We start from the raw sequence: 16072 nt of genomic DNA, 5'->3' as shown, positions 1-16072 counted from the left end.
CCGTCCCGGCCGCTCGTCCCGGATCCCCAGCCCTAGGAGGCTCGATGCTGCGCATCGCCAACTGCTCCGGCTTCTACGGCGACCGGCTGTCGGCCGCCCGGGAGATGGTCGAGGGCGGTCCGATCGACGTGCTCACCGGCGACTGGCTCGCCGAGCTGACCATGCTGATCCTGGCCGGCAACCGGTTGAAGGGCCGCCCCGGCTACGCGCCGACCTTTCTCCGGCAGCTTGAGCAGGTCCTGGGGACGTGCCTGGAGCGGGGCATCAAGATCGTGTCCAACGCGGGCGGCCTCGATCCGGCCGGGTGCGCCGGGGCGGTGGCCGAGCTGGCCGGCCGGCTCGGGCTGCCGGTGAAGGTGGCGCACGTCACCGGCGACGACCTGTCGGGGCACGATCTGGGCGGCGCGCCGAACCTCGACACCGGGGAGAGGCTGCCCGCCGCCCCGCTGACCGCCAACGCCTACCTGGGGGGCAGGCCGATCGCCGCCGCCCTGTCGGCCGGGGCGGATGTGGTGGTGACCGGCCGGGTCACGGACGCCGCGCTGGTCACCGGGCCGGGGATCTGGCGGTACGGCTGGCGGCCCGGCGACTACGACGCGCTGGCCGGATCGGTGGTGGCCGGGCACGTCATCGAGTGCGGCTGCCAGGCGACCGGCGGGAACTACGCCTTCTTCGGCGAGGTGCCGGACCTGGCGCACTGCGGGTTCCCGCTCGTGGAGCTGGACTCCGACGGGTCCAGCGTGGTCACCAAGCATCCGGGGACCGGCGGGCTGGTCTCGGTGGGCACGGTCACCGCTCAGCTGCTGTACGAGATCGCCTCGCCGCGCTACCCGGGGCCCGACGTGGTGGCGCGCTTCGACACGATCGAGCTGCGCCAGCAGGGCCCGGACCGGGTCCGGATCTCGGGGGTGCGGGGCGAGGCCCCGCCGGACACCCTCAAGGTCGCCGTCAACTATGTGGGCGGCTACCGCAACACCATGACCATGGTCCTGACCGGCCTGGACATCGAGGCCAAGGCCCGGCTCGCGCAGGAGGCCATCTGGTCCCGCGTCCCCAGGGAGTCCTTCGACCAGGTCCACGTCGAGCTGACCCCGCTCACCGGCACCGCCCCGCCCACGGGCCCGGTCCCCGGCGCGGGCGACGCCTCGGGTGACGACACGGCGGGCGCGGGCGACGGTGCGGCGGGCGCGGCCCCGGCCGCCGGCACCGCCCTGCTCCGCGTCACCGTGATGGACGCCGACCGGAAGAAGGCCGGGCGCGCCTTCTCCTCCGCCGTGGTGGAGACGGGCCTGGCCAGCTACCCCGGTTTCTACGGCCTCACCCCTCCGGGCGACGCCTCCCCCTACGGCGTCTACTGGCCGACCCTCGTCCCGGCGGAGACGGTCCGGGCGCGTGTCTGGCTCGACGGCCGGGAGCTCGACACCCTGGAGACCGACGGCGCGCGGTCCGGCGGCCGGGAGGCCGGCGGCGGGGAGGCCGGGGCCCCGGAGACCGGAGACCGGGCGCCGGAACGGGCGGGGCCGGGACAGGGCGGGGCGGGTCCCGCGGCCGACGGCGGGGCGGAGCAGGCGGCCGACGGCGGGGAGACCGTGCGGGCCGCGCTGGGCACGATCATGGGCGCCCGCTCGGGGGACAAGGGCGGCAACGTCAACCTGGGCGTCTGGGTCCGCACGGCCGAGCAGTTCCGGTGGCTGTCGGACCATCTGACGGCCGGACGTCTCCGGGAGCTGCTGCCGGCCACCGCCGGCCTGGAGATCGAACGCTTCGACCTCCCCAACCTCCACGCCCTCAACTTCGTCGTCCACGGCCTCCTCGGCCGGGGCGTGGCCGCCAGCCCCCGCCTCGACGCCCAGGCCAAGGCCCTCGGCGAGGAGCTCCGCGCCGCGCACACCGACATCCCCCGGTCCCTCCTCCCCTCCCGAGACGCCGGTTGACGCGACAGGGCCGGGCGGCGGCGGGCGGGGCGCCGGGATGAGGGGGCGGTGCTATTGACCCCCGCGCAGGGGGATCATAGATTCGTCACGAACAGAACATCATTCGGTTAGGGTGGGCACATGGTCTCCGCGCACATCGACCTCAACGCGATCGACTTCGGCGCGCTGGGGACGTGGATGGACGGCCAGGGGCTGCCGGGCGGGACGTTCGAGCACGTCGGGCCGGTGACCGGCGGGACGCAGAACATCATGGTCCGGTTCGAGCGGGGCGGGGCGTCCTACGTGCTGCGCAGGCCGCCGCTGCACCCCCGGGCGGCGAGCAACGAGGTGCTCAGGCGGGAGGCCCGGGTGCTGGCGGCGCTGCGGGACACCCCGGTGGCGGCGCCCCGCCTCGTCGCGGCCTGCGCGGACGAGACCGTCATGGGGGACGCCGTCTTCTACCTGATGGAGCCGGTCCGGGGGTTCAACGCCACCGTCGGCCTGCCCGAGCCGCACGCCGGCGATCCGGCGATCCGGCACCGGATGGGGTTCGAGGCGACCTCGGCCCTGGCCGAGCTGGGCCGGGTGGACCATCGCGGCCTCGACGGCTTCGGGCGACCCGAGGGGTTCCTGGAACGGCAGGTGCCCCGGTGGATGGGCGAGCTGGAGACCTACGCCGCGCTCGACGGCTATCCGGGGCCCGAGATCCCCGGCCTGGAGGAGACCGCCGCCTGGCTGGAGCGGAACAGGCCGCGGAGCTTCTCCCCCGGGATCATGCACGGGGACTACCACCTGGCCAACCTGATGTTCGCCTACGACGGGCCCAGGGTCGCCGCGATCGTGGACTGGGAGATGTGCACGGTCGGGGACCCGCTGCTGGATCTGGGGTGGCTGCTGGCCACCTGGCCGGCCCCGGACGGCGGCGGCATGCTCACCGGCCACGTCGCCGGGCTGCCCACCGCCGGGGAGATCACCGCCTGCTACACGGCCCTGTCGGACCGGGACACCTCGGCCGTCGACTGGTACGCGGTGCTGGCCTGCTTCAAGCTCGGCATCGTCCTTGAGGGCACCCACGCCCGCGCGTGCGCCGGGAAGGCCCCCAAGGACATCGGGGACCTGCTGCACGCCACCACGCTCAGCCTGTTCGCCCGCGCCCGGAGCTTCATGTGAGGGCGCGCCCAGAGCCTCGCGTGAGGGCGCACCCGAGAGCGGGCCGTACGGGCCTCACGGCCGGGCGGATCCCCGCCATCCCTTACCGGATGGGCGAAATATGCGTAATTTGGTGATTGAAACCACCCTGCAACCTTCCAAACTCTAGGATTGCCCGCAATTGCACCATGCGGTTGGCTCGGGGAAGGATTCAGTCATGCGTTTGCGGTTCCTTGGCTCCACTTCGGAGGCGGGCGCCTGTCCGTCCCTCTACGAGACCGACCGCGGCACCATCGTCGTCCAGGGCCTCCACCTGACCGATGCCGAGGCCCTGTCCGACCTCCGCCACGTCCTGGACGGCGAGAGCGCCGTGGAGGTCCCCCGAGAGCTGCTCGTGGACATCGCCCGCCGGGTGGTTCTGTAAATATTGATCACGATTGGGGAGACTCCTATGGCATGAGCCGCCCACCCGGGTCTAGCCTCATGCGCACCATAACGGGAGGTCGCGTGAGCGAGCGGGCCGGCGGGCACCGCCGCACCCTGCCCCCGCGGCCGGCGAAGGAGAACGGGTGAGCGGGTTCCAGCAGGTCAGGAGCGATCTGGGCATGCAGCTCAGGCAGCTGCGCGAGGCGGCCCACCTGTCCGGCAAGGAGCTGGCCGAGCGGCTGCGGTGGCAGCCCTCGAAGGTCTCCCGGATCGAGAACGCCCGCCAGACCGCCACCGAGGACGACATCACCCAGTGGGGGCGGGCCGTGCAGGCCGCCCCCGAGGTCGTCGAGGAGCTGATCGACCAGGCCTCCGGACTGCTGGAGCGGCAGGACTCCTGGCGGCAGCGGCACCGCAGCGGGCTGGCCGCGCTCCAGGAGGACATCCGCGACCTGGAGATGCGGACCACGCTGTTCCGGGTGTTCGAGCCGGGGGTGGTCATCGGCCTGCTGCAGACCACCGAGTACGCCCGGAGCATCTTCACCCGGATCAAACGCCTCTACAACGCGCCCGACGAGATCGACGCCGCCATCCGGGTGCGGATGCAGCGCCAGGAGATCCTCTACGACCAGACCAAGAAGTTCCGCTTCATCCTGCCCGAGGCCGTGCTCCGCTACCGGCTGGCCCCGCTGGACGTGCTCCGCGGCCAGCTGGACCGGCTGCTGGCCGTGACCGCGCTGCCGAACGTGGAGTTCGGCGTGGTCCCCTTCGAGGCCCCCCTCCCCTCCGCGCTGCTCAACGGCTTCTGGATCTACGACGGCGACCAGGTCGCGGTGCCCACCAGGACCCGGGACCTGATCCTGCGCGACCCCGATGACATCGCCTTCTACGAGCGGGCTTTCGAGGAGTTCGGTGAGGTCGCGGCCTTCCGGGAGGAGGCCCGGGCGGTGATCGTCCGGGTCCTGGAGGACTTCGCACGACAATCCTCGGATTAATCCCCGCAATTGCTTGATTAACCTCCCAAGATCGTGCAATTCTCTGTCCAGACGGAGGTGAAGCACGATGCTGGACACGCTGTCTTGTCTGGAGAGGTTCGCCACTGCCACGCGGCGGCACGCCGACCTCTGCGTGCAGAGGATGTCGTTGGGGGACCCCGCTTACGTGAGCGTCCGCAACCGGTTCAGCAGCACGCTCGTCGAGACCGTGACATGCTCGCCGGACGGGGGCTTCATCACCTCGTGGGGCTACCGGCTGGGCAGCACAGACAACATCGAGGGCGCCGCCGCGCGTCTGGCCTTCCTGCTCGCCGCGATGCCGGCCTGAGCACCGCCGCGGCACGCCGCCCGGCCGAGGCGGCGCCGGCCCGGACAGGCGCGGGGCCGGTGAGGCGTCACGGGAGACCGGGGAGCGGCCCGCCCGCTGACCGCGGACGGGGTCAGGGCTCCGAGGGGGCCGGCTGGTCGGCGAGCGGCTCGGCGGGGAAGATCGCGGGGTCGAGACCGACCTCGCGGGCGGCGGCGACCCGGGCGTGGTGCAGGAGCCGGGAGCGGGACATGTTCCCCGCGTGCAGGGTGTAACGGACGACCAGGCCGTCGAGCATGCCGTCGATCCGCTCGGCCGCCCCCTGAGGGTCGTCGCAGACGAACTCGCCCCCCGCCACACCGCCCGCGATCACCTCGGCGAGGATCTCGATCCAGGCGCCCTCCAGCTCCAGCAGGATGGCCCGGATGTGCGCCTCGCGGACCCCGACGGCCCAGGCGTCGAGCCAGAGGATCCAGCTCTGGTCGGACCGGGAGGCCGGGATGTAGAAGCGCAGGACCCGGTCCAGCCGCTCGACGGCGGTCCCCGGGTCGGCGGCGATCTCCCTCAGCCGCTGGACCTCCGACTCGCTGGTGCTGCGGAGCATCTCGGTGATGAGATCGTCCTTGGTGGCGAAGTGGTAGTGGATCAGCCCACCGCTCACGTTGGTCGCCTTGGCGATGTCGGCGACGCGGGTGCTCGCCAGCCCCCGTTCGAGCACGACCCGCCGGGCGGCTTCGAGCAGCTCCGCGCGACGCTGGTCCGCCTGGTCTGCGCGGCTGCCGCGCGCCCCTCCGCTGTGCACGGCGCAAGACTACAGGCGTCCGGGCGCGCCGGTGCGGCACCGCGGGCCCCTGCCACCACTGACCGGCCATCCGGCCGTCCCCCGCCTGCGGCGCCGGGGCCGCAGACGGGCCCCGCCGCGCAGGGTTCCCCGCCACTGGCACGCGAAGCTTCCGGCCACACGGGACTCCCGGCCGGCACCGCGGGTCCGGGCGGAGCCCCGTAGCGGCGTGGGCGGAGTCCCGGATGGCCGGGGGCGGACCTCAGCCGCAGCGGTAGAGGGTCTGGCCCCCCTCCGCGCCGCCGTACTCGGAGGGGGCGACGGCGGTGCAGTTGGCCTGCGCCCACGCGGTCACCTCGGAGCCACCGCCACCGCCACCGCCGGGGCCGGGGCCGGGGCCGCCGGGGCCGCCCCGGTCGCCGCCCGGCAGCAGATATTTGAGCCGCCCGGAGGAGACGAGATCCTTGAGCCGGTCCACGGTCATGGCCGGGTCGCTGCCGGTGAAGCCGCCCATGGCGATGACGGGCAGGCCGGTGGACAGGATGACCGACGAAGCGCTCTGCGCGCTGCCCACCGCCACCAGCCAGGTCGCGCTACCCCGGTTGTCCGTCAGATACTCGGTCAGCTCCCGGTCCACGGCCCCGCCGGGGCCGCCCCGCGTCCCGGCCGGCGGGCCCTGCTGCCCGTCCCGCCGGTACCCGTCGGGCAGGCCCGTCCCGGGGCCGCCGGGCAGACCTTCCGGGAGATCGGCGGGCAGCCCCCCGGGGAGCACGCCCCGGCCGCCCGCCTGGCCTCCTCCGGGGAACCCACCCGGGAACCCGCCCGGGAAACCACCCGGTCCCCGCATGCCGGCGGCCCCTGCGGGCCCTGCGGTGGGGTTGGTGCCGTTGACGGACGAGCCGAGCGGGGTCAGGGCGTAGGCGGCGGGCCCGGCCAGGCCCGCGGCCAGCCCGGCGAGCAGGGCGACCGCGGCGACCCGCCGCCGGAGCCGCCGGCCGAGCCGGGCCAGGAGCAGTCCGGCCGCCGCGGCCGCCGCCACCGCGGCCACCGCCCAGGCCAGCCAGGGCACGAAGTCCGGCGTACGGCGGAGCACCGTGAAGGCCCAGGCCCCGGTGACCGCGACGCCCGTCGGCAGCGCCCACGCCCAGGCCCGGGACTCCTGGTAGGCGCGCCACAGCAGCACCCCGCCGAGCCCGGTCAGGGCGGCGACGGCCGGCGCCATGGCGGTGGAGTAGTAGGGGTGGAAGGTGCCGCTGGAGAAGCTGAAGACCACGTAGTGGACCGCGAGCCAGCCACCCCACAGCAGCAGGGCCACGCGGGTGCCGCGCAGGCGGTGGCGGCCGGCCAGGATCAGCCCGGCGGCCAGGGCGGCCGCGGCGAAGGGCAGGAGCCAGGAGATCTGCCCGGCCATGATGTCGTTGAACAGGCGCCCGGCCCCCGGCTCGCCGCCGAACCCGCCCCCTCCCCCGCCGCGCCCGCCGCCACCGCCGAAGACGCGGCCGAGACCGTTGTAGCCGATGACCAGGTCCCAGACGGAGTTGTCGGTGCTGCCGCCGATGTAGGGGCGGTCGGAGGCGGGCCACAGGTCCACGATCGCCATCCACCAGGCGCTGGAGACCACCAGGGCGACGCCCGCCGCGAGCAGGCGGCCGAGCCGCCGGGGCACCGAGCCGGGGGCCATGGCCAGGTAGACCGGGGCGAAGGCCGGCAGCACCAGGTATGCCTGGAGCATCTTGGTGTTGAAGGCCAGGCCGACGAGGGCGGCCGACACGACGAGCGTGCGCGTGCGGCCGGTGCGGACCGCCTCCTGGCAGAACCAGCCGGCCAGGACCAGGAGCAGGACGAGGACGGTGTCGGGGTTGTTGTCCCGGTTGATGGCGACCGTGATCGGGGTCAGCGCCATCACCAGGGCCGCGAGCAGGCCTGCGGCGTGGCCCGGCGGGCCGGGCAGCGCCCGCCGTACGGCCGAGTGGACCACGCCGACGGCGGCGACGCCCGCCAGGGCCTGGGGCAGGAGCATGCTCCACGTCCCGAACCCGAAGATCCGCGCCGGCAGCCCCATCACCCACAGCGCGAGCGGGGGCTTGTCGACGGTGATGAACGATCCGGCGTCCAGGGCGCCGAAGAAGAACGCCTTCCAACTCTGGGTGCCCGACAGGATCGCGGCGGAGTAGTAGCCGTTGGCGTGGCCGTTGCGGCCGAGGGCCCACAGGTGCAGGACGGCGGCCAGCGCGAGCACGCCCCACAGGCCGGGCCGGGCCCAGCGCGGGTCGCCGGGGGCGCCGAGAAGCGCCCGCCGCACGGCGGCGCCGGATCCCGCCGCACGGCTCCCGGCCGGGCCGGAGGTGCGGGAGGTCATCGGGCGGCCTCCTTCGTGCGCCGGGGGTTGAAGACCCACGCGCGGAGCAGGAGGAAGCGGACCAGGGTGGCGAGGGCGTTGGCGGCGACGACCGCGGCGATCTCGGTGGTGGCCGAGGCTCCGGGGATGAGGTGGCCGAGCAGGGTCAGGCCGCCGGTGCTCAGCAGGAGACCGATCAGGAAGGCCAGGCCGCCTTCGAGCTGCTGGCGGAGGGCTCCGGCGCGGCCGGTGACGCCGAAGGTGAAGCGGCGGTTGGCGGCGGTGTTGGCCACGGCGGTGACGAGCAGGGCCACGGCGTTGGCGACCACGGCGGGCACCACCAGCCGCAGGGTGACGAACAGGGCGAGGTGCGCCAGCGTGCTGATCACCCCGATGAGGGCGAAGCTGGGCAGCTGCCGGGCCATGCCGGCGGGGAGCCGGGCCTTCTGGACCCGTGGCGGCACCGGGATGCGGGCCGCTCCCGACAGGGTCTTCCGCGCCACCCTGGCCATCCCCCGCAGGTCGTCCATGGCCGTCCTGGCGATGTCCACCCGGCTGTCGGGGTCGTCCACCCAGTCGACGGGCACCTCGTGGATGCGCAGGCCGTGCCGTTCGGCCAGGAGCAGCAGCTCGGTGTCGAAGAACCACTCCTCGTCCTCGACGGCGGGCAGCAGCGCCTGGGCGATCTCGGTGCGGGCGGCCTTGAAGCCGCACTGGGCGTCGGAGAAGCCGGCGCCCATCGCCGAGCGCAGCAGCAGGTTGTAGCTCCTTGAGATGAACTCCCGCTTCGGCCCGCGGACCACGTTGGCGCCCTTGGACAGCCGGGTCCCGATGGCCAGGTCGCTGTGGCCCGACAGCAGCGGGGCCACCAGAGGCAGGAAGGCGTCCAGGTCGGTGGACAGGTCCACGTCCATGTAGCTGACCACGTCGGCGTCGCTGCCGGACCAGACCCGGCGCAGCGCCCGTCCCCGTCCCTTGGCGTCAAGGTGGACGGCGCGCACGTGGGGCAGCTCGCGGCCGAGGCCGGCGGCTATCGTCCAGGTGGCGTCGGTGCTGGCGTTGTCGGCGATCGTGATGCGGAAGCCGTACGGGAAGGTGCCCGTGAGGTAGGCGTGCAGGCGGCGGACGCTCTCGGCGAGCACCCGCTGCTCGTTGTGCACGGGGACCACGATCTCGACCAGCCGGGTGCGTGGCGGTGCCGTCAACTGCTTCACGCTTCCCCCCATGAGTAGCGACTCGGATCTCTCATGGGCTCAGGCTCCTGAAGTGATCTTGACTGGACCTGAGGCGACCATTAAGGCCCCGTGAGAAAACCGAAGGGACCCCAGGATGATCGGAGGCTCTTGGAAACGACTGGTATACGGGGATTTCAGGGGAGGGGCGGTCAGCTCCGGCCGGCGGAGCCGGGCAGCCGCATCCGGGCGAGGGTCCCGCCGCCGGCGGCGTTCTCCAGGGCGACCTCTCCGCCGGCCTCCCGTACGGCCTGCGCCACGATGGCCAGCCCCAGCCCGGAGCCGGGCATGCTCCGGGCCGAGGAGGACCGCCAGAACCGGTCGAACACGTAGGGCAGCTCGTCATGCGGGATGCCGGGGCCGTGGTCCCGCACGGTCAGCTCGCCGTCGCGCAGCCGTACGGTCACCGGGCCGGTGGCGAACTTCACCGCGTTGTCCAGCAGGTTCACCACCGCCCGCTCCAGCGCGGCCTGGTCCCCGTGGACGTACCAGGGCCCGAGGCCGACCTCCATCGGGGTGTCGGGGGCGCGGAGCCGGGCCCGGCGCACGGCCGACTCGACCACGTCGTGGAAGGCGACCTCGACGTGCGGCTCGTGCTCGTCCTCCGGCCGGGAGAGCTGCAGCAGGTCCCCGACCAGGGTGGACATCTCCTCGAACTGGGCCTTGAGGCTGGCCAGCAGCCTGCGCTTGGGCTCCGGGGCGAGCGGGCGGCCGGTGTTCTCGCTGCGCAGCAGCAGGTCGACGTTGGTGCGCAGGCTGGTGAGCGGGGTGCGCAGCTCGTGCCCGGCGTCGGCGATCAGCCGCCGCTGGCGCTCCCGGGACCCGGCCAGCGCGCTGGTCATCGCGTTGAACGAGGTGCCGAGCCGGGCGATCTCGTCGGTGCCCTCGACCGGGATCCTGGTGCCCAGGTCCTCGGTCCTGGCGACGTGCTCGACGGCCTCGGTCAGGCGGCCGACCGGGCGCAGCGCCGTGCGGGAGATGAGCAGGCCGGCCAGGGCCGCGCCCAGGACGCCGAGCGCGGCGACCCCCGACAGGACGCCCGCCAGCCAGGTCAGGGTCGACTCGATCTGGGCCAGCGACCGTGACTCCATCATCGCGACGCCGGGCGCGACGTTCTCGGTCCGCACCAGCACCGGCTCTCCGGTGTCGGTGACGCCGTCGCGCAGCCTGGGCCGCTCCGGCCCGCCGGCGGCCACCTCCCGGTCCGCCCCGGTCACGGCGACCGCCGTCTGGCCCAGCACGCACCGCCGGCCGTCCGAATAGACGAGCTGCACCAGGGGCACGAAGGGCCTTAGCCCGTCGCCGCCGACGGGGGAGGTCCGCCCCGCGGCGCACATCTCGAGAATCCTGGACGCGTCCCGGTCCTTCGGCCCCTGTCCGGGCGGGCCTCCCCTCGGGGGGCCCTGGAGCGTCCGCTCCACCTGGGTGTGGAGCTGGTCGCGGACGACGAGCCAGCACGTCCCGGCGCAGGCCGCGATGGCCAGGGCCACGGCCACGGTGATCAGTACGGTGAGCCGGGAGCGCAGGGAGCGGCGGCGTCCGCTCACGGGGAGGTCCGCAGCACGTAGCCGACGCCCCGGACGGTGTGGATCAGCCGGGGACGCCCGGCGGTCTCGGTCTTGCGGCGCAGGTACATGACATAGACGTCGAGGGAGTTGGAGGACGGCTCGAAGTCGAAGCCCCACACCTCGCTGAGGATCTGCTCGCGGGTGAGCACCTGGCGGGGGTGGACCATGAACAGCTCCAGCAGGAGATACTCGGTCCGGGTCAGCTCCAGCCGCTCGCCCGCGCGGGTGACCTCACGGCTGGCGGTGTCCATCCGCAGGTCGCCGTGGGCCAGCACGCCGTCGTCGCCGGCGGCGGCGGGCGCGGACAGGGCGCCGCGCCGCAGCAGCGCCCTGACCCGGGCCAGCAGCTCGTCCAGCTCGAACGGCTTGACCAGGTAGTCGTCGGCCCCCGCGTCCAGCCCCGACACCCGGTCGCCCACGGCGTCACGGGCGGTGAGCATGAGCACCGGCACGTGGTTGCCGGAGGCCCGGAGCCTGCGGCAGGCGGTCAGCCCGTCGAGACGGGGCATCATCACGTCGAGCAGGACCAGGTCGTACGGCTCACGCTCCAGGATCTCCAGCGCGGCCTGCCCGTCGCAGGCCAGGCCGGCCCGGTATCCCTCGTACTCAAGGCTGCTCTGCAGCGCCTCCCTGAGCGCGGGCTCGTCGTCCACGACCAGCACGCGTGCCGCCTCACCGTCACCCATGCCCCCACGCTAGAGGCTCATCATGAGAGCCCCATGAACGCCCTCGGCGGAGTCCGTCCGGTGGGGACGCCGCCGCGCCGCACGCTCACCAGGCCACCGGGAGCGCGTGCAGGCCGAAGATCGGGCCGCCGTACTTGAACGGCAGCTCCTCGACGTCCCCCACGACGCGCAGGCCGGGGATCCGCTCGAAGAGCGTCCGATACGCGATCTCCAGCTCGGCACGGGCCAGGTTCTGGCCCAGGCACTGGTGCACGCCGTACCCGAACGCCACGTGGTTGCGGGCGCCACGCCGCAGGTCGAGCTCGTCGGGGCGCTCGAAGGCCCGCGGGTCGCGGTTGGCCGAGGCGCCGAGCACGAAGATGCCCTCCCCCGCCCGTACGGCCTGGCCGCCGATCTCCAGGTCCTCGGTCGCGACCCGGTCGAAGGCGATCCAGTCCACGATCGAGTGGAAGCGCAGCAGCTCCTCCACCGCGAGCGGCCAGCCGCCGGGGTCGGCGCACAGCCCGGCGAGCTGCCCGGGGTGGCGCAGCAGCGACAGGACGCCCAGCGGGATCATGTTCGCGGTGGTCTCGTGCCCGGCCACCAGCAGCAGGAACGTCATGCCGACCAGGGCGTCGTGGGAGAGCTCGCCGCTCTCCCGCCGGGCGGTCACCAGCCGCCCGACGAGGTTGTCGCCGGGCTCGCGTTCGGCCGCGGCGATCAGGCCGTCGAGGTAGTCCCAGATCTCCATGGCCGCGTGCATGGAGTCCTGCGGGGCCTCCGGGGCGGCGCCGACCATCCTGCGGGTCCTGGACTGGAAGAAGTCGCGGTCGGCGTACGGCACGCCGAGCAGCCGGCAGATCACCATCGACGGCACGGCCAGCCCGAACGTCTCGACGAGATCGGCGGAGGTGCCCTGCTTGAGCATGTCGTCGAGGAGCCGGTCGACGATCTCCTGGATGACCGGGCGCATCTCCCTGATCCGCCGGACGCTGAACTCGGGGATGAGCATCCGCCGGTAGACGCCGTGCAGGGGCGGGTCCATGTCGATGAACTGGCCCTGCTGGAACCTCGCCCGCGCCCGCCGTTCCTCCTCGGAGACGGGCGCGGGCGACAGCGCGGCCATCGGATGGCCAGGGGTGGCGGGGTCGGTGCTGATCCTGGGGTCGGACAGCACCTGCTGCGCCTCGGCGTGCCGGGTGACCAGCCAGACCCGGCTGCCGGGGAGATCCGCCCGGACCAGCGGCGCTTCCTCGCGGAGCCCTTCGTACTCCGGTGGGGGCGCGAACGGGCAGCTGCGCGTTGCGGGAAAGCTCTGAGCCATAGTCTTGCTCCTCACAGACCGGCCGCTTTGCTTACTTACACGAAAGTAAGTAAAGTTCGAGCGGTCGTCAAGCACTGCGCGACACAGGAGTGGCGGAACGGCGATGAGTGCCCGGCGTAGCGACACCAGGGAACGGATCCAGCAGGTCGCGCTGGAGCTGTTCGCCGAGCGGGGATACGAGAAGACCTCACTGCGGGAGGTGGCGGAGCGGCTGGAGATCACCAGACCGGCGCTCTACTACCACTTCAAGGCCAAGGAGGAGATCCTCTCCAGCGTCATCGAGGACCTGAACGCCTCGATCGGCGAGCTCGTCGAGTGGGCCGCCGCCCAGCCGCACACCCGGGAGGCCCGCGAGGAGATCCTGGGCAGGATCGCGGCGCTGCTGAACGACCAGTGGCGGCCGCTCATCCGTTTCGCCCAGGTCAACCAGGCCGCGATGGCCGAGCTGCCGGCCGGGGCGCAGATGCAGGAACGCATACTGACGATGGTGTCGGTGCTGAGCTCGCCCGAGGACGGGGCCGTCGAGCAGTTCGAGGCCCGGCTCGCGGTGATCGCGCTCATCCTGGGCAGCGTCCCGCTCATGGGCGGGCCCGAGCTGACCGAGGAGGAGCGGGCCGCGACGGCGATGACCGTGGCGACCCGGCTGATCTCAGGCCTGCGGGGCTCAGGCCAGTAGGGCCATGGCGGCGTTGTGGCCGGGGATGCCGCTGACGCCGCCACCGCGCCGGGCGCCCGCGCCGCAGAGCAGGACACGCTCGGAACCGGTCTCCACGCCCCACCGGCCCGGCTCACCGTAGGGCCAGGACAGGTCGCGGTGGAAGATGTGGCCGCCGGGCAGGCCCGCCTCGTTCTCCAGGTCGACCGGGGTCTTGACCTCCAGGCAGGGCGTTCCGTCGGGGGCGCGCAGCAGGCAGTCCTCGATCGGCTCGGCGAGCACCCGGTCGATCGAGGCGATCGTGGCCCGCAGCGCGGCCTCGCGCGCCCCGGCCGGGTCCGCGCGGAACAGCCGGGCGGGCATGTGGAGGCCGAACAGGGTCATCGTCTGGGCCCCGGCGGCCCGCAGACCGGGGCCGAGGATGGACGGGTCGGTGAGCGAGTGGCAGTAGACCTCGGCCGGGGGCAGCTCCGGGATCCGCCCGGCCGCCGCCTGCGCGTAGGCGCGGGCGAGCTGGTCGCGGCCCTCGTTGATGTGGAAGGTGCCGCTGAAGGCCGCCGCGGGGTCCACGTCGGCGTCCTTGAGCCGGGGCAGCCTGGACAGCACCATGTTGACCTTGAGCTGGGCGCCCTCGGGCGCGGGCCCGTCGGCCGTGCCCAGCAGGCGGGCGAGCACCGCGGGCGGCACGTTGGCCAGGATCCGCCCGCCCCGGACCGTGTGCTCGCCGCCCGCGTCGCGGAAGGTGACCTCGCCCGCCGGGTCGACGGCGACGACCTCGGCCCCGGTCAGGATCTCGGCCCCGGCGGCGCGGGCGGCGCCGGCCAGGGCGCCGGAGACCGCGCCCATGCCGCCGACCGGGACGTTCCAGTCGCCGGTCCCGTCCCCGATCACGTGGTAGAGCAGGCAGCGGTTGGCCAGCAGGTCCGGACCGTGGGGGTCGGTGAAGGTGCCGATCAGGGCGTCGGTGAGCACCACGCCGCGCACGATGTCGTCGGCGAACCGCTCGTCCACGACCTCGCCGATCGGCCGCTCGAACAGGTCCCGCCACGCCTGCGGGCCGACGAGGTCCCGCATCGCCGCGCGGTCCATGAGGGGTTCCAGCAGGGTCGGCGCGACCCGCCCGGCCACCTCGGCGGTCATCGCGTAGAAGCGCCGCCACGCCTCCAGCTCGGCCGTGCCGCCGGTGACCCGGGCGAAGGAGGCGGCGGTGCGGCCGGCGTCGCCGCCGTCCACCAGCAGGCCGGTGTCCCCGGCGGGCGTGTAGGAGGCGTAGCGGCGGCGGCGCAGCTCGACACCGATCCCGAGGTCGGACACGATCTTGGCGGGCAGCAGGCTGACCAGGTAGGAGTAGCGCGAGAGCCGGGCGTCGACCCCGGGGAACGCCTGCGCCGACACGGCGAGGCCGCCGACGTGGTCGAGGCGTTCCAGGACGAGGACCCTGCGGCCGGCCCGGGCGAGGTAGGCGGCGGCGACCAGGCCGTTGTGGCCGCCTCCGGCGATCACGACGTCATAGCGAGAACGGAACACGGGACATCCCGGGGTTGTGGTGAGGGGACGACGGGGCGGGGCGGGCACCCGCCGGTCAGAGACCGGTCTGCCAGTGCGGCTCGGGACGGAGCACGCCCGGTACGTCGATCGACACCATGTTCCGCACCATATAGCGGGACCGGCGGATCGGTCTACGGCGCCGGCCGGGCCGTGGACTCCGCGGCCCGGGCCGCGGACAGCGTGATCTTCAGGAGGGTCGCGGCGGGCCCGGTGGGGGTGCGGCCCCGCCGCCAGACCGCGCGCAGGCGGCGTTCGAGGTCGATGCCGCGGGTGGCCACCTCCGCCAGCCGGCCGGTGGCCAGCTCGGCCTCGACGGCGTAGCCGCTGAGCACGGCCGGGGCGGCGCCCTCGCGGGCGGCGCCCTTGACGGCGGCGTTGGAGCCGAGCTCCAGCCGGGGCACGGCGGCGGCGTGGCCGGCCAGCGCGAGGTCCAGGGTCTCGCGGGTGCCGGAGCCGCGCTCGCGGACGACCAGCGGGGTGGCGGCGAGCTCGGCGGCCAGCAGCGCGGTCCGGCGGCGCGTCCAGGGATGGCCGGGGGCGACCACCACGACGAGCCGGTCGGTGGCCACCACCCGGGAGGCGAGCCCCGGCGGGACCGAGGGCCCCTCGACGAAGCCGAGCTCGATCCCCCCGCTGACGAGCCTGGCCACCTCGGCGGAGTTCTGCACGTCCAGCCCCACCTGGACCTGGGGCTCGCGGTTCTGCAGCTCCCCCAGCCAGCGCGGCAGCAGGTATTCGGCCACGGTCATGCTGGCCGCGATGTGCAGGTGGGCCGCCCGGCCGTGCCGTACGGCCTCGGCGCCGCGCATCAGCTCCTCGGCGGCCGCCAGCACCTGCGCCGCCCAGGCCGTGACCATCACGCCCTGCGGGGTGAGGGTGGAGCCGCGCGGGGTCCGCTCCAGCAGGGGCAGCCCGAGACGGCGCTCCAGCAGCGCGATCCGCTTGCTCGCCGACGGCTGGGCGATCCCCGCCGCCCGGGCCGCCTGGCCCAGACTGCCCAGGCGGTCGACGTCGACGAGCAGCCGCAGGGACCCGAGATCGGGCAACTCGCTCATAGCCCTAGGCTATGACCTTCCAGGGAGATGACGGCTACTGGCCGCGCCCACCTGCGTCAACACTCGGATCATGGCCTTCTCCCCATTTGCTGATTCTTCCGGACATATCACGAACA

General features: G+C 73.7%; 14 protein-coding genes. 6 read left to right on the top strand and 8 right to left on the bottom strand.

From position 1 onward, the window contains the following. Positions 1-44: 44 nt before the first annotated feature. From J2S55_RS31105 to J2S55_RS31085, 5 genes are all read left to right on the top strand, one after another. Positions 45-1934: an acyclic terpene utilization AtuA family protein gene (locus J2S55_RS31105; protein WP_306868231.1), complete on the top strand. Its 1890-nt coding sequence runs from the start codon at positions 45-47 to the stop codon at positions 1932-1934. Between the two features lie 120 nt (positions 1935-2054). Beyond that, the gene (locus J2S55_RS31100; RefSeq protein ID WP_306868229.1) at positions 2055-3083 is read left to right on the top strand and encodes a phosphotransferase family protein; all 1029 of its coding nucleotides are present in this window, start codon (positions 2055-2057) and stop codon (positions 3081-3083) included. Positions 3084-3279: 196 nt separating this feature from the next. After that, positions 3280-3486 carry a hypothetical protein gene (locus J2S55_RS31095; protein WP_306868227.1) on the top strand — a complete coding sequence of 69 codons (207 nt, stop codon included), beginning with the start codon at positions 3280-3282 and terminating at the stop codon, positions 3484-3486. A 145-nt stretch (positions 3487-3631) separates the two neighbouring features. Then, positions 3632-4483: a helix-turn-helix domain-containing protein gene (locus J2S55_RS31090; protein WP_306868225.1), complete on the top strand. Its 852-nt coding sequence runs from the start codon at positions 3632-3634 to the stop codon at positions 4481-4483. Positions 4484-4550: 67 nt separating this feature from the next. Continuing rightward, positions 4551-4811 carry a hypothetical protein gene (locus J2S55_RS31085; protein ID WP_306868223.1) on the top strand — a complete coding sequence of 87 codons (261 nt, stop codon included), beginning with the start codon at positions 4551-4553 and terminating at the stop codon, positions 4809-4811. Positions 4812-4923: 112 nt separating this feature from the next. Here J2S55_RS31085 and J2S55_RS31080 read toward each other — a convergent pair whose 3' ends face one another. The 6 genes from J2S55_RS31080 to J2S55_RS31055 all read right to left on the bottom strand — a co-directional run bounded on the left by J2S55_RS31080 (position 4924) and on the right by J2S55_RS31055 (position 12698). Further along, positions 4924-5592 (bottom strand): TetR/AcrR family transcriptional regulator, encoded by a 669-nt coding sequence (locus J2S55_RS31080; protein WP_306868221.1) that lies wholly within the window; start codon positions 5590-5592, stop codon positions 4924-4926. A 241-nt stretch (positions 5593-5833) separates the two neighbouring features. Next, positions 5834-7930, bottom strand: a complete 2097-nt coding sequence (locus tag J2S55_RS31075) for an ArnT family glycosyltransferase (RefSeq protein ID WP_306868220.1) — start codon at positions 7928-7930, stop codon at positions 5834-5836. After that, entirely contained in the window at positions 7927-9135 is a 1209-nt protein-coding gene (locus J2S55_RS31070) for a glycosyltransferase (protein WP_306868217.1), read from the bottom strand. The genes J2S55_RS31075 and J2S55_RS31070 overlap by 4 nt, the downstream gene beginning before the upstream one ends. A gap of 158 nt (positions 9136-9293) precedes the next feature. Continuing rightward, positions 9294-10688 (bottom strand): sensor histidine kinase, encoded by a 1395-nt coding sequence (locus J2S55_RS31065; protein WP_306868215.1) that lies wholly within the window; start codon positions 10686-10688, stop codon positions 9294-9296. Further along, entirely contained in the window at positions 10685-11395 is a 711-nt protein-coding gene (locus J2S55_RS31060) for a response regulator transcription factor (RefSeq protein ID WP_306868213.1), read from the bottom strand. The genes J2S55_RS31065 and J2S55_RS31060 overlap by 4 nt, the downstream gene beginning before the upstream one ends. A gap of 85 nt (positions 11396-11480) precedes the next feature. Further along, positions 11481-12698, bottom strand: a complete 1218-nt coding sequence (locus J2S55_RS31055; protein WP_306868211.1) for a cytochrome P450 — start codon at positions 12696-12698, stop codon at positions 11481-11483. A gap of 103 nt (positions 12699-12801) precedes the next feature. Between J2S55_RS31055 and J2S55_RS31050 the strand changes: the two genes are divergently transcribed. After that, a complete protein-coding gene (locus tag J2S55_RS31050; protein WP_306868209.1) occupies positions 12802-13374 on the top strand; it encodes a TetR/AcrR family transcriptional regulator in 573 nt (190 codons plus the stop codon). On the opposite strand, the gene J2S55_RS31045 is transcribed toward J2S55_RS31050, so the two are convergent. Together J2S55_RS31045 and J2S55_RS31040 are read right to left on the bottom strand one after the other, a co-directional pair. Next, positions 13363-14880, bottom strand: a complete 1518-nt coding sequence (locus J2S55_RS31045) for a phytoene desaturase family protein (RefSeq protein ID WP_306868207.1) — start codon at positions 14878-14880, stop codon at positions 13363-13365. The two genes, J2S55_RS31050 and J2S55_RS31045, sit on opposite strands and share 12 nt — an antisense overlap. Before the next feature lie 152 nt (positions 14881-15032). Further along, positions 15033-15956: a LysR family transcriptional regulator gene (locus J2S55_RS31040; RefSeq protein ID WP_306868205.1), complete on the bottom strand. Its 924-nt coding sequence runs from the start codon at positions 15954-15956 to the stop codon at positions 15033-15035. Between the last annotated feature and the right edge of the window lie 116 nt (positions 15957-16072).

This window comes from Streptosporangium brasiliense (assembly GCF_030811595.1).
GTDB classification, from domain to species: domain Bacteria; phylum Actinomycetota; class Actinomycetes; order Streptosporangiales; family Streptosporangiaceae; genus Streptosporangium; species Streptosporangium brasiliense.
Note: the sequence above shows the minus strand (reverse complement) of the source record. Positions and strands in the feature narration are given on the sequence as shown.